Here is an 11,949-nt window from a genome sequence, read left to right on the forward strand (position 1 = left end):
CCACAGGAACGACAGCGCGCAGCGATTTTTCTGCGCAATCCCTCTGGACAGCCCCCGCGCCCTGACGTATCACCCCGCCACCCAAGGGTGACGCCCTTGCAACGGTGCCCAGATAGCTCAGTTGGTAGAGCAGCGGATTGAAAATCCGCGTGTCGCTGGTTCGATTCCGGCTCTGGGCACCATTTTGCCTTCAGAATTTTCTCCAAGTGCTTGAAAACAAAGAAGAATCTTGTTTTTTGCCCCGCTACGGGCCAGTTTTTGTATCACATTTTGTATCACATTCGCCTCCGAGAAACGGCGAATCTGGCGGTGGTTTGCCGTAAGGTGATCTGAGATCGAATATTGCTCGGCTCGCCGCCTTCTGGGGCTCTTCGGCGCGCGAAGACCATTGAGGCCCTTTGGCCCTACCTCTTTCGCTGTGCTGAACAGCACTTCCTGCGGCATCCGTCCCTGAGATCACTTTCTCACGTGAACGTGGCGCCGTCGATGATCCGCTCGTGATGTCGATGATCTTCGTGCAATGCTAGCTATCTATCCCCAAGGGGTATTCGCGGGTGCGTTGACAGCGTTCTTTGCCGCGGTGTTGTGGGCATGACTTGGAAGCGATTGCCGTTGTCAGCAGCCATTTGCCGGCAAACTTTCGTCAGCTGCTTCGGCTGCTTCGGCTGCTTCGCCACTACGTTCGCCCTGCCTTCCCTCAGGCAAGGAAAGTAAGCCGAGCATGGGGTCAGTTCTCTTTTTTGATCATTACCGTAAGCGGCTGATTCTGATTATGCTCGGGATGAGTTTTGTCAAGAATAGTTTTGTCAATAACTAAATGTCAATATCACGCATTTGTTACTGTACGCGCGATCTGGATGGATGTAACTGAATGACATCCAACGGAGGTGCAACATGCGCAACAGAGCGAGGATATAGACCAGACCGTCAGAAGGTGGCAGCGCCACCTGTCTGTTGCGCAGAACGAAGCCTGGGAATTCTTGCCAGGGCTCCTCCGTCTAAGTTGATCAGACATTCGGCCTCAATGGTAAGCGGCGCGCCAACGTCGTCGGCGAACACTCACCCTTTGGGCCTCACGAAATCTATGTCCGCAATTTCGCGGGCTTGGATGGCGTGCGTGCTGTGCGTGCACAGACGCATGCAAAGCAAATCCTTCATTTTACACGAAAGGAGTTTTTCAATGAGGGCAAACACAAAGACTACCCGGTCTAGAAGGACCACCAAGAAGGCAACCGCAACTGTGCGCCAGCAGACGCCGCGCAAACGCATGAACGCTCGTGCGGATGGCGATCTGCGACAGCGGAGCACCGGGGCAAACAGGATTGAAGCATGCATGGTATCGATGGCGGAAATGCTGAAGAGCCGAGCAAAGCCCCACGACTTTGTCATCCCGACCGTGCTTTGCGGCACGGTGACAGCACTCGTTGGGCCAGGCGGTGTTGGGAAGAGCGGTTTTGCTTTGCAAAACGCTATCTCTGTCGCCATCGGTCGCGACGTCTATAACCTTTGGGGAGACCCTGGCGCGCCCTTCAAGCTCAAGAAGGGCAAGGTGCTCTACATTTCTGCCGAAGATGGCCAAGAGGTTGTGACCAGTCGAGTCAAGATCGCGTGCAAGAGGCTGAGCCGTGCGCAGCGCGCGAAGGCTATCGAGAACCTTCATTGGTTCTTTCCGAAGGGGTTCGGCATCGTCAAGCGAAGCAACGGTAAGCTTGTCGAGTCAGATTGGATCACTGACCTGCATGCGTTCATTCGCAAAATGCCCGAGAAGCCTCGTCTCATTATCATCGACACTCTCAATAGAAGTCTGGGGGACGCGAACGAAAACAGTGCCACGGGGATCGGAAAGCTGGACGAGGCGCTGAAGGGCGTTGCTGAGGCGTGGAACGCAGCCGTTCAGATTGTTCATCACACGGTCAAGAACGTAGGCGATGTCGAAGCGGGGCTAAAGCCTGACGCCGCGAGGGGTTCGGGGGCAACTGCTGCGAGTGTGCGGTCGATGATCAACATCGCGCCAGATGACAGGAATCCGGACGTGATCTGCTATGCGGTTTCTAAGGCGAACTACGGGCCCAAGCCGCTGATGCGCTACGCCAAGAGAGATGAGAATGGCGTGCTTACAGGTAGTGCGATCCACCCGGACAGCATCACGCGCGAACAGCCCTCGTTGCCGCCTCAGGATCGCATGATGAACGAAGAGCATCCATTGACGGGATCATTGTCCAGACGCATCGCCACTAGGCTGGGAGGCGGACGGCCTGAGGCTCCGCCTGCCGAGATGCTGAACTGACAAGAGAAGGGCGTCCGCAACGCTGGGCGCCCTTGAGTTTCGGTGTAGGGGAAACGCTGCCTCCCTTCCTTTCCGTCCTTCCCATGTTGGCGGTCTCGGCGACCGAGCTAACGTGGGTGCTGCTCGGGGGGAAGGCGAGCGAGGGCTTGCGGTTAGGGAGGCACCAACGGTCGGTCAGGCTTCGGTCACCTGCGCTGGAGGGCAGCCATCACAGACTTGAGGCTTTCAAGGCCTGCTTCGATGCTTTCGATGATCTCCTCCGCCAACTCATCAGGTTCGGGCAGATTGTCGAGGTCGGTCAGGCTTTTGTCTTTCAGCCAGAACAGATCAAGGCTCGCCTTGTCGCGGGCCAGGAGTTCGTCTCTGGGGAAAGACCGCCAGCGGCCCTCGGGCTGATCCTCCGACCATGTGGCACGGCGCTCGTGCCTGTTTGTCGGATTGTAGAGACGGATGAACTCCGCAAGATCGTCAAAGCGTAGAGGTTTCTTCTTCAGGGTGTGGTGGATGTTGGTTCTGTAATCGTAATACCAGACTTCGCGTGTCTGTGGTTCCTTCGATGCGGGGCGGTTGTCGAAGAAGATGACGTTCGCCTTCACCCCTTGCGCGTAGAAAATGCCTGTTGGGAGACGCAAGATCGTATGCAGGTCGGTCATCTGTAGGAGCTTGCGGCGGATCGTCTCCCCTGCACCACCTTCAAAAAGAACATTGTCAGGCACGACGATTGCGGCGCGGCCGGTGGTCTTCAGCATCGACCGGATATGCTGAACGAAGTTCAGCTGCTTGTTCGATGTCGTGGCCCAGAAGTCCTGACGGTTGTAGGTCAGCTCGCCCTCGGCCTCCCCTTCGTCGTTGGTGAAGGTCATCGAGGATTTCTTGCCGAAGGGCGGGTTGGCAAGGACGTAATCGAAGGTTTGCGACGGCGGGGCGATCAGGGCATCGGCGGGCGAAATCGGGGTGTCGCCGATCATGTCACCGATGTTGTGCAGGAACATGTTCATCAGGCACAGGCGGCGCGTTCCAGCGACGATCTCGTTGCCGAAGAAGGTTTGGCTTTTCAGGAAGGCCTTGTCGTCGCGGTCCTGCGCCTTGTCCTTCAGGAAATCATAGGCGGCGAGGAAGAAGCCACCGGTTCCACAGGCAGGATCGGCGATGGTCTTGCGGGGTTCGGGGGCCATGCATTCCACCATGGCGCGGATTAAGGCGCGGGGCGTGAAATACTGGCCTGCACCGGATTTCGTATCCTCTGCGTTCCGTTCGAGAAGGCCCTCGTAGATGTCGCCCTTCACGTCCGCATCCAGAAGGGTCCACTTCTCTTCGTCCACCAAGGCGATCAGGCGGGCGAGTTTTGCGGGGTCCTGGATCTTGTTCTGCGCCTTGGTGAAAATCTGCCCCAACATGCCGGGGCGGGTGCTCAGCACGTTCAGGGTGCGGATGTAATGCACCTCCAGTTCCGCGCCTTTGAGGAGGCGAAGCGTGGCCCAGGCATAGTCATCCGGAATGCCGACCGAGCGGTTGTAGGGCGGTCGGGCGTATTCGTCGGCCATTTTCAGGAAGATCAGATAAGTCAGTTGCTCGAGGTAGTCGCCGTAGCCCACCCCGTCGTCTTTTAGGATAGTGCAGAAGTTCCAGACCTTCTGGACGATGGGAGTGGTGGTCATGCCTGCACACCTTGGCCGATCACTGCATTCACCTGTTTTGCTTCCCAAACACCGAGCTTCTCTCCGGTCGCTTCTACGACCCAACTTCCCGGGCCCGTCGCGGGGCGCCCCGCTACTACCGCCGCAGCGGCACTGGCACTTGAGAACCCATAGTCCGTGCTAAACACAGCATGGGTTCCGTTGTCGACTAGAACACCCTGATCGACGAGTTCCTGGTGAAGCGCGGTGTAGGTGGAATGCAAAGCGCCTTCCCATTTCCGTCGGGCAATCGAACCCGCTTCGACGACAAAATCACTATCTTCCAGCCGTGCGCGGGCTTTGATGCCGTTCTTTGGAACGGTGAACGTAAAATATGTGACTGCGGCCTTTGCAGGAGCGAACGGGACAGGCGCCGCCTTCGAGTTCTGTGTGAAGTAATCAAAACGTAGCGCGGGAAGCACTAGGTAGATGTTCTCCAGAAAATCATCCATGTGCGCTCTAGCAGCATCGCTGAGCTTGCTTTCCGTTGGTGTCTTGGAATTCTCGATGATCGCCTTGTTGGCAGCGGTTGCCTGTGAAAAGAGGCGGAATTCCAGATATCTCGCGTGCGCCTTGTTCAGGGGTTCGCCGGATGAAGAAATCAAGATGGCCGTTTCCCACCATTCCTTTTCGGCGACATGTTGCTTCGTGCGGGATCGCAATTCGACTGTTTCGCCGATGTATACGGCTGGCTTGCCGTCCTTCTCGCCCTTGAGCAGGTAGACTCCGGGGCGCAGGGTTTCCTCGCGTTCTAGGGCTTCCTTGACCTGCGTGCGGCGCGTGACCAGAACGTGACCCGACCACTGGAAGGGAATAGTGGCCGTGACGATCCCGTCAGGTGTGCCATCCACGAAGAAAAGTTCGATGGATCGGCCCCTCTTCATGGTCATGACGCTTTCCTCTTTTTCGGGACATGCGGCGTGGCAATTCGCTCTTCAAGGAGCCGCTGCAACAATTGGGTGGCGGGTTCGTCGGCGGGATCCTGCGGGACGAGTTCGCCTGCGAAAGCTTTCTTCAGGATGGACTGGCGGAGGGCGGTGATGCGCTGGAGTTCAATTTCAATCGTTCTGCTCAATTGGTCAGAGTTCGATAGCGTTGCCTCAAGTGCAGAGATGACGTCATCCTGCTCTGACCCCCGATAACTCCTCCATCTGATGCTAGAGTCCGGCCCACTGAGAGGATCGGACATGAAGAGATCGAAGTTCACGGAAGAGCAGATCATTGGGATTTTGCGAGAGCAGGAGGCTGGGGCGAAGACGACGGAACTGTGCCGCAAGCACGGGATGTCGGAAGCGACCTTTTACGCGTGGAAGGCCAAGTTTGGCGGCATGGATGTTTCGGACGCGAAGCGCCTGAAGCAGCTTGAGGACGAGAACGCCCGTCTGAAGCGGTTGTTGGCAGAGTCGCTTTTGGATCAGGCTGCCTTGAAGGATTTGCTGTCGCGAAAGTGGTAACGCCCGCCGCTAGGCGCGAAGCCGTCGCGATCCTTGTGGAGCATCACGAGATGAGCGAGCGGCGGGCGTGTTCCGTGGTCGGAGCGGACCGGACCTCCATCCGATATCGCAGTTGCCGACCAGACGATACAGATCTGCGCGAGCGCCTGCGGACGCTGGCGGGCGAACGGCGCCGCTTCGGCTATCGGCGGCTGCATGTCTTGCTGCGGCGAGAAGGCCATTCGGTGAACCACAAGAAGACGCAACGGATCTACCGTGAGGAAGGCCTGTCCGTGCGAAAGCGGAAGGGCCGCAAGAAGGCCAGTGGCACACGCGCACCCTTGCTGAGCATGGTCATGCCGAATGCACGCTGGTCTGTCGATTTCGTCCATGACCAGTTCGCGCATGGTAGGCGCTTCCGCATCTTCAACGTCATCGACGATGTAACGAAGGAGTGCCTGGCTGCGGTCGTCGATACCTCCATCTCAGGTCGCCGCGTTGCAAGGGAACTCACAACGTTGATTGAGCGGCGCGGCAAGCCTGGACTCATCGTCAGCGACCACGGCACGGAGTTCACTTCCAATGCGATGCTGGCCTGGAGCGAAGACGCAGGGGTGCCTTGGCACTTCATCGCACCGGGAAAGCCCATGCAGAACGGAATCTGCGAAGCCTTCAATTCCAAGATGAGGGACGAACTCTTGAATGAGACGCTGTTTTTTGGCCTCGACCACGCACGATCTGCCGTCGCGCGCTGGGTCGCTGATTACAACGCAACCAGGCCGCACTCCGCGCTCGGCTATCTCACACCCGCAGCCTATGCTGCCAAACTCACCGCAATGGGCGACCGGCTTCTCGAAACGGAAACGCTCCGCCGCTCGCCCATTGCTCACAACGCGCAACCGCGCCAATTTCAACCATCGGCTCTGGTTTCAGGTGGATGAGTAAAGGGGGTCAGAGCATGTGACCCCTGCCGCACCCGATGCCGTGGGGGCTGCGATTGTCGCCCCGGGCACCAGCCTGCTTACATTCTGACCTGCCAGCCTCGGCCTTTGCTTCCATCGTCAGGAAGCGAGGGCCGAGTTTTCTCTGGGGTGTTTTCTGTAAATTAAAATTCAAAAATTTGAATATATTTGATCCAGATCAAGATGCTGGCGCGGAAAGTCACGCAGAAGATGTAAGATATCTCGTTGGAGGACGTTATGAAATCGACTGGACTTGCGACATCGCGTCGTGCGTTTCTGTCCCTTGGCGCTGCGGGGCTTGCGGCGGCCAGCTTGGGCCTGCCCGTTCGGGCCAACGCAATTGCGACCAAGGCGCGCATTGTCATCATCGGTGCCGGTGCTGCGGGCACAGCGCTTGTGAACCGTTTGGTCCAGCGTCTCGAAGGCGCACAAATCACCATTATCGATGCCCGGGCCGAGCATCTTTACCAACCCGGCCTTTCCCTCGTCGCGGCTGGCCTCAAACCGGCCTCCTACACGCTGTCGCAGACGACCGACTGGCTTCCGTCAGGCATTACCCTTGTGGCCGAGAATGCGGCGGCCATTGACCCGGTGGCCAAGACCGTTGCCACCTCTGGCGGGCAAAGCCTGACGTATGACTTCCTGATCGTCGCGCCGGGCCTTGTGCTGGACCATGACGCGATCGAGGGCTTTTCGCTGGACATGGTCGGCCAGAATGGCATCGGCGCGCTTTACGCGGGGCCCACCTATGCCGCCAAGACCTGGGAAGCCGCCCAAAAATTCACGGAAGAGGGCGGTATCGGCCTGTTTACTCGCCCTGCCACAGAAATGAAATGCGCTGGCGCGCCGTTGAAGCACACCTTCCTGATTGACGACATCGCCAGCCGGGGTGGGGCAGCGGGCAAGTATGAAATCCATTACACCGCGCCGCAGGCTGCCACCTTTTCGGTGCCCATCGTGGCCGAAAAGGTGCGGATGCTGTTCGAGGAGCGTGGTTTCATTTCCCACATGCAGCACAAACTGCTTTCCATCGAACCGGGGCAGAAGCGCGCAACCTTCGAGAAGACCGAGAAGGACGCAGCTGGCGTCGAGGTCAAATCCACCATCGAACTGCCCTATGATTACCTCCATGTCATCCCGCCCCAGCGTGCACCCGAAGTGATCCGCCAGTCGGGCCTGTCTTGGGCCGACAAATGGACCGATCAGGGTTGGGTTGAGGTCGATCAGAAGACGCTGCGCCATTTGCGCTATCCTGACATCTTCGCCCTTGGCGATGTGGCGGGCGTGCCCAAGGGCAAGACGGCTGCATCGGTGAAGTGGATGGTGCCAGTGGTCGAGGATCACCTGATCGCCGCCATCGAGGGCCGTGAGGGGACAGAGGTCTATGACGGTTACACATCCTGTCCGCTGATCACCCGGGTTGGGCGCGCGATGCTGGTCGAATTTGATTATCACAACAACCTCGTTCCAAGCTTCCCCGGCATGATCGCCCCGCTTGAGGAGTTGTGGATCAGTTGGCTGATGAAGGAAGTGGCGCTGAAAGCCACCTACAACGCAATGCTGCGCGGCAAGGCCTAAGGAGGGCGCCATGAAGGAACTGACATTCGAAACCCTGATTGCCGTCTTTGAAGAAATCTTCGGTCGCGGCCTGTTTTGGGCCATGGTCCTGGCGGCGCTGGTCGTAACTGGTGCCTATCTCTATGTCCTGATCCGCGACCGCGCCATGTCGATGCGCAAGTTTCTTTGGGCGCAGGTCTCGATGCCCTTCGGCGCGATAGCAGCCGTCCTGTTCGTGCAGGCGGTAACCAACTCGCATTTCCGCGACATCGGCGGTCCGGTGGATGTGATCGTGCTTCTCGGCGTGGCCGCGATGGGCGCGGTGGGCGCGGCGATCCTGGTCTACACCGCCCAGTCTCTCTTCCGTCGGAAGCCCGCTTGACCCGTCCCGATCTTGAGCGCTGGAACAGGCGGTTTGCCGAAGAGGGGTATCTTTTCGGCGAGGCGCCAAACCGCTTTCTGGCCGACCAAGCCGCGGCCCTTCCTCCCGGCCGCGCCCTTTGCGTGGCCGATGGCGAAGGTCGCAACGGTGTGTGGCTGGCCGAGCAGGGCTGGCAGGTTGTCTCGCTGGATTTTTCGGATGTGGCACAGCGCAAGGCCGCTGATCTGGCCGCGCGGCGGGGTGTGACGTTGCATCTGGTGCAGGCAGATGTTCACAGCTGGGACTACCCGCCCGACGCTTTCGATCTGGTGGCCGACATCTTCAGCCAGTTCAGCGCCCCCGATGACCGCGCCCTGAAATGGAACGGCATGGCCCGAGCCCTGCGCCCCGGTGGCCACCTCATCTTGCAGGGCTACACAGCTGATCAATTGCGCCACGGCACCGGCGGGCCAAGGGAAGCGGCGCAGCTTTACACGGAAGACATGCTGCGCAGCGCCTTTGCGGAGTTCGACATATTGCATCTGGAAGCAGCCGAAACCGTGTTGGACGAAGGCCCCGGCCATAGCGGTCTCTCTGCCGTCATTGGCCTTCTGGCCCGCCGTTAGGCAATTTGGAATGGCATACTCTCGCCCGCCTGCATGATTCAGATCATGGTCGATCGGCAGGGTTGTGGTTTCATGGAGCAAGACCCACCCTCAGGTGTCAGAGGCTGATCTTCGACCATGGACCTGTCTTTCCTCCTTGACCGCTTTTCCGAACCCGGCCTTCAGGCAGCCTTCGGCCTTTGCATCGGCGTGATCTTCGGCTTTTCCGCCCAGCGGTCCTCCTTCTGTCTGCGCGCGGCGACGGTCGAATTCGCGCGCGGGCAGCTTGGCCCGCGGATGGCGGTCTGGCTTCTGACTTTTTCGACCGCCGTGATCTGGGTGCAGGCCGCGCGTTTGTCAGGGTTGTTCCGCCCTGAGGAGGCGCGGATGATGGCGGTCACCGGATCATGGTCCGGCGCAATCCTCGGCGGGTTGATGTTCGGGGCGGGAATGGTTCTGGCGCGCGGCTGTTCTGGCCGGCTGCTGGTTCTGGCCGCAACAGGCAACTTGCGGTCGGTCATCTCTGGGCTTGTCTTTGCCGTAACGGCGCAAATGGCCCTGCATGGCTGGCTGGCCCCCCTGCGTGGCTGGCTCGCGGGTCTATGGACAACCCCGGACGGGCGCAACATCGACATGGTTGCTGCGCTGTCCCTGCCCGAAGCGACGGGCCTTGTCCTTGGCCTCGCGTTGGCCGTGCTGGCGCTCTGGCTCGCGGCCCGCAATGCCATTGGCTGGTCTACCCTTGTCTTCGCATCGGGTGTCGGCTTTGCGGTCGCTCTGGGCTGGGTGCTGACCTTCTCGCTCGCGCAACAGGCCTTCGATCCTGTCAGCGTGACCTCGGCCACCTTTTCCGGACCTTCTGCCAACACGCTGATGTTCTTCCTGTCCGAAGATGCTGTCCTCGACTTTGACATCGGCCTTGTCCCCGGCGTGTTTCTGGGTGCCTTCCTCGCCGCCGCGTCAAAGGGAGAATTGCGATTTCAGGGCTTTGACGGCGAAAGCCAGATGCGCCGGTCGCTTACGGGGGCAGTCCTGATGGGCTTTGGCGCAATGCTGGCCGGCGGCTGTGCCATCGGCGCGGGCGTCACGGGCGGGTCGATCTTTGTGGCGACGGCATGGCTTGCGCTTTTGAGCATGTGGATCGGTGCAGTGGTCACCGATTTCCTGGTCGATCAGGCGGGGCGCACGGTCGCGGCCTGAGGCCTATTCAAACTCCATTTCCGCAAAGACGACACCGGCATTCTTCGTCGCCAGTTCCTCAAACGTATCCAAATGCGCCCAGGCCGACTGGTCCACGTAATAGGCCCCGGCCAGATCGCCACCCGCTTCCAGATGCGCGCCGATCTTTGTGCGCAGGTCCACAAGGTAGTCATGCGTATAGCGCGTCACCTGCGCGAGGTTCGTGGGATGGCCATGGCCGGGGACAACATAGGTCGGTGCCAGAGGCGCGAAGGCCGTCTCCCATGTTTCGATCCAGCAGCTTGTACAGGTGCCTTCAAAGATCGGCGGCATCCGTTCGTGAAAGGCTATGTCGCCTGCAATCATCATCGACCAGGCCGGTATCCAGACCTGCGTGTCGCCGGGCGAATGGGCAGGGCCGAGATGCAGCACCTCTACGGTGAGGCCCCCCATTTCCACCACCTTGCGGTCGGTGAAGGTTTCCGTCGGCGGGGCGATCACCGTGCCCTCAGCATTCGGGCCGGCATAGCGTTGCAAGGCGGCAAGGTCCTGCGCCGATCCATCGGCGAATTCCGCCGCTGCCTCCTCATGGGCGAGAATCGGCACGCCCTGTGCCGCCCAATAGCCATTGCCCAGCATGGCATGGCCCTGCCCATTCTCGTTGATCACCAGTTGCACAGGCTGATCGGTCACGGCACGGATTTCGGCATGCAGCGCCTCGGCCAGCTTCCAGCTTGCGCCGGAATTGACCACGATCACGCCATCGCCGGTCACGATGAAGGACAGGTTGTTGTTGTGCCCCGCATTCTCCATCGTCGGGGGTGCCGTGGCCCCGATCGCAGAGAACACATGGGGAATAACCTCGACGGGTTTGGAATAGAGCACCGATTGCGGATACTGGTCGGGGATATCTTCGGACGCGCCCGCTGGCAGCGCCACACTGACCATGGCCAGCGCCAGAGACCCAATCCGTTGCATCATGTCTCAACGAAGCGGAAACCGCTTTCCGCCCGTTCGACCCGCCCGATGCCGCCGCCCGGCAGGTGATAGCCGATCATCGGTATCCCCTCAGCCGCCAGCCGCTCCAGCAGCGCGACCCGCGTCGCCGCAGCAAGCGCGCCATCCTGATCCGAGCCGGAGGCCCAGTCGGGGCGTTCGAAGGCAACGTGATGATTGCCGATGGCATCGCCCACCACCATGGCGCCTGCGGTGCCGATTTCCCATGCCAGATGCCCCGGCGTGTGACCGGGTGTCAGCCTTGCGGTGATCCCCGGCAGCACCTCGTCGCCATCCCCCACCAGCCGCACGGTATCTGCAATCACCGCCAGACGGCGTGCCGCCCCGACGGCAAAGCTGGCCCGGGCCTCTCCGATGCTGTCCACGGTCGCGGGGTCCATCCAGTAGTCGAACTCTGCCTGCCCCATCACGAATTCCGCTGACGGAAAGACCGGCTCATCAAACTCGTCCAGCAGGCCCCAGAGGTGATCGGGATGCCCATGGGTGAACAGGACGTGCGTCACATCTTCGGCTGCAACCCCAAGCACCTCCATCGCCTCGGCCAGCTTTCCGGCGCTGGGCTGGAAGTCCGGGCCGGAGCCCACGTCGAAAAGAACCGTATGCGTCCCGTCCCGCAGCAAGGTCACATTGCAGGGAGGGGTCTGTTGATCCGTCGGCAAGCCGTATTTCGCGACAATCGCCGCCATCTCTTCCTGCGGCATCCCGCCAAGGATGAAATCGCCGGGAAGGACCAGCGATCCGTCGGACAGCGTGTCGATCTGCACCGGGCCAAGCGCAAGTTTCGATCCGGCCCACAGCCTGCGGGGCAGCATGGCCCCGGCCAGCGTGGCTGTTGCAGCAGTCAGTACATGGCGGCGCGTCAACATCGTGGG

11 protein-coding genes and 1 tRNA gene are annotated in these 11,949 nt (G+C 60.0%); 7 read left to right on the plus strand and 5 right to left on the minus strand.

Annotated features, from left to right (window positions below):
- The first annotated feature begins 106 nt into the window (after nt 1–106).
- Together TabM4_RS14680 and TabM4_RS14685 are read left to right on the plus strand one after the other, a co-directional pair.
- Nucleotides 107–182: transfer RNA gene (locus TabM4_RS14680), tRNA-Phe, on the plus strand.
- 1,160 nt (nt 183–1,342) lie between these two features.
- Nucleotides 1,343–2,287 (plus strand): AAA family ATPase, encoded by a 945-nt coding sequence (locus tag TabM4_RS14685; RefSeq protein WP_434613852.1) that lies wholly within the window; start codon nt 1,343–1,345, stop codon nt 2,285–2,287.
- Nucleotides 2,288–2,472: 185 nt separating this feature from the next.
- Here the strand turns inward: TabM4_RS14685 and TabM4_RS14690 are convergent, their stop codons facing one another.
- Genes TabM4_RS14690 through TabM4_RS14700 form a run of 3 tightly spaced genes read right to left on the minus strand, consistent with a single transcriptional unit; the run spans nt 2,473 to nt 5,038 of the window.
- On the minus strand, nt 2,473–3,945 hold the full coding sequence (locus TabM4_RS14690) for an N-6 DNA methylase (protein ID WP_434613855.1): 1,473 nt from the start codon (nt 3,943–3,945) through the stop codon (nt 2,473–2,475).
- Nucleotides 3,942–4,853 (minus strand): GIY-YIG nuclease family protein, encoded by a 912-nt coding sequence (locus TabM4_RS14695; RefSeq protein WP_434613858.1) that lies wholly within the window; start codon nt 4,851–4,853, stop codon nt 3,942–3,944. Before TabM4_RS14695 ends, TabM4_RS14690 begins: the two co-directional genes overlap by 4 nt.
- Nucleotides 4,850–5,038, minus strand: a complete 189-nt coding sequence (locus tag TabM4_RS14700; RefSeq protein ID WP_434613861.1) for a hypothetical protein — start codon at nt 5,036–5,038, stop codon at nt 4,850–4,852. Before TabM4_RS14700 ends, TabM4_RS14695 begins: the two co-directional genes overlap by 4 nt.
- Nucleotides 5,039–5,150: 112 nt before the next feature.
- Here TabM4_RS14700 and TabM4_RS14705 point away from each other — a divergent pair.
- The 5 genes from TabM4_RS14705 (at nt 5,151) to TabM4_RS14725 (ending at nt 10,081) form a co-directional block, all read left to right on the plus strand.
- Nucleotides 5,151–6,337 (plus strand): IS3 family transposase gene (locus tag TabM4_RS14705; protein WP_434613863.1). Its coding sequence is split into 2 segments (ribosomal slippage): nt 5,151–5,412 and nt 5,412–6,337, totalling 1,188 coding nucleotides; the frame shifts between segments, so codons are not numbered across the junction.
- A gap of 258 nt (nt 6,338–6,595) precedes the next feature.
- Nucleotides 6,596–7,936, plus strand: coding sequence for an NAD(P)/FAD-dependent oxidoreductase (locus TabM4_RS14710; RefSeq protein WP_434613865.1), 1,341 nt, complete (start codon nt 6,596–6,598; stop codon nt 7,934–7,936).
- A gap of 10 nt (nt 7,937–7,946) precedes the next feature.
- On the plus strand, nt 7,947–8,297 hold the full coding sequence (locus TabM4_RS14715) for a DUF5368 domain-containing protein (protein WP_434613868.1): 351 nt from the start codon (nt 7,947–7,949) through the stop codon (nt 8,295–8,297).
- On the plus strand, nt 8,294–8,902 hold the full coding sequence (locus tag TabM4_RS14720; RefSeq protein ID WP_434613871.1) for a class I SAM-dependent methyltransferase: 609 nt from the start codon (nt 8,294–8,296) through the stop codon (nt 8,900–8,902). Before TabM4_RS14715 ends, TabM4_RS14720 begins: the two co-directional genes overlap by 4 nt.
- 117 nt (nt 8,903–9,019) lie before the next feature.
- Nucleotides 9,020–10,081 (plus strand): YeeE/YedE family protein, encoded by a 1,062-nt coding sequence (locus TabM4_RS14725; protein WP_434613874.1) that lies wholly within the window; start codon nt 9,020–9,022, stop codon nt 10,079–10,081.
- Between the two features lie 3 nt (nt 10,082–10,084).
- Here TabM4_RS14725 and TabM4_RS14730 read toward each other — a convergent pair whose 3' ends face one another.
- Together TabM4_RS14730 and TabM4_RS14735 are read right to left on the minus strand one after the other, a co-directional pair.
- Nucleotides 10,085–11,041, minus strand: coding sequence for an MBL fold metallo-hydrolase (locus TabM4_RS14730; RefSeq protein ID WP_434613877.1), 957 nt, complete (start codon nt 11,039–11,041; stop codon nt 10,085–10,087).
- Nucleotides 11,038–11,943, minus strand: a complete 906-nt coding sequence (locus TabM4_RS14735) for an MBL fold metallo-hydrolase (RefSeq protein ID WP_434613880.1) — start codon at nt 11,941–11,943, stop codon at nt 11,038–11,040. The genes TabM4_RS14730 and TabM4_RS14735 overlap by 4 nt, the downstream gene beginning before the upstream one ends.
- Between the last annotated feature and the right edge of the window lie 6 nt (nt 11,944–11,949).

Origin of the sequence: Tabrizicola sp. M-4 (genome assembly GCF_051132405.1) — a bacterium.
Classification (GTDB): domain Bacteria; phylum Pseudomonadota; class Alphaproteobacteria; order Rhodobacterales; family Rhodobacteraceae; genus Paragemmobacter.

Excerpts from the sequence above, each read along its gene's own strand:
- TabM4_RS14695 (WP_434613858.1), bottom strand. The coding sequence starts at position 4,853 with ATGACCATGAAGAGGGGCCGATCCATCGAACTTTTCTTCGTGGATGGC.
- TabM4_RS14730 (WP_434613877.1), bottom strand. The coding sequence starts at position 11,041 with ATGATGCAACGGATTGGGTCTCTGGCGCTGGCCATGGTCAGTGTGGCG.
- TabM4_RS14690 (WP_434613855.1), bottom strand. The coding sequence starts at position 3,945 with ATGACCACCACTCCCATCGTCCAGAAGGTCTGGAACTTCTGCACTATC.
- TabM4_RS14710 (WP_434613865.1), top strand. The coding sequence starts at position 6,596 with ATGAAATCGACTGGACTTGCGACATCGCGTCGTGCGTTTCTGTCCCTT.
- TabM4_RS14725 (WP_434613874.1), top strand. The coding sequence starts at position 9,020 with ATGGACCTGTCTTTCCTCCTTGACCGCTTTTCCGAACCCGGCCTTCAG.
- TabM4_RS14685 (WP_434613852.1), top strand. The coding sequence starts at position 1,343 with ATGGCGGAAATGCTGAAGAGCCGAGCAAAGCCCCACGACTTTGTCATC.
- TabM4_RS14715 (WP_434613868.1), top strand. The coding sequence starts at position 7,947 with ATGAAGGAACTGACATTCGAAACCCTGATTGCCGTCTTTGAAGAAATC.
- TabM4_RS14735 (WP_434613880.1), bottom strand. The coding sequence starts at position 11,943 with ATGTTGACGCGCCGCCATGTACTGACTGCTGCAACAGCCACGCTGGCC.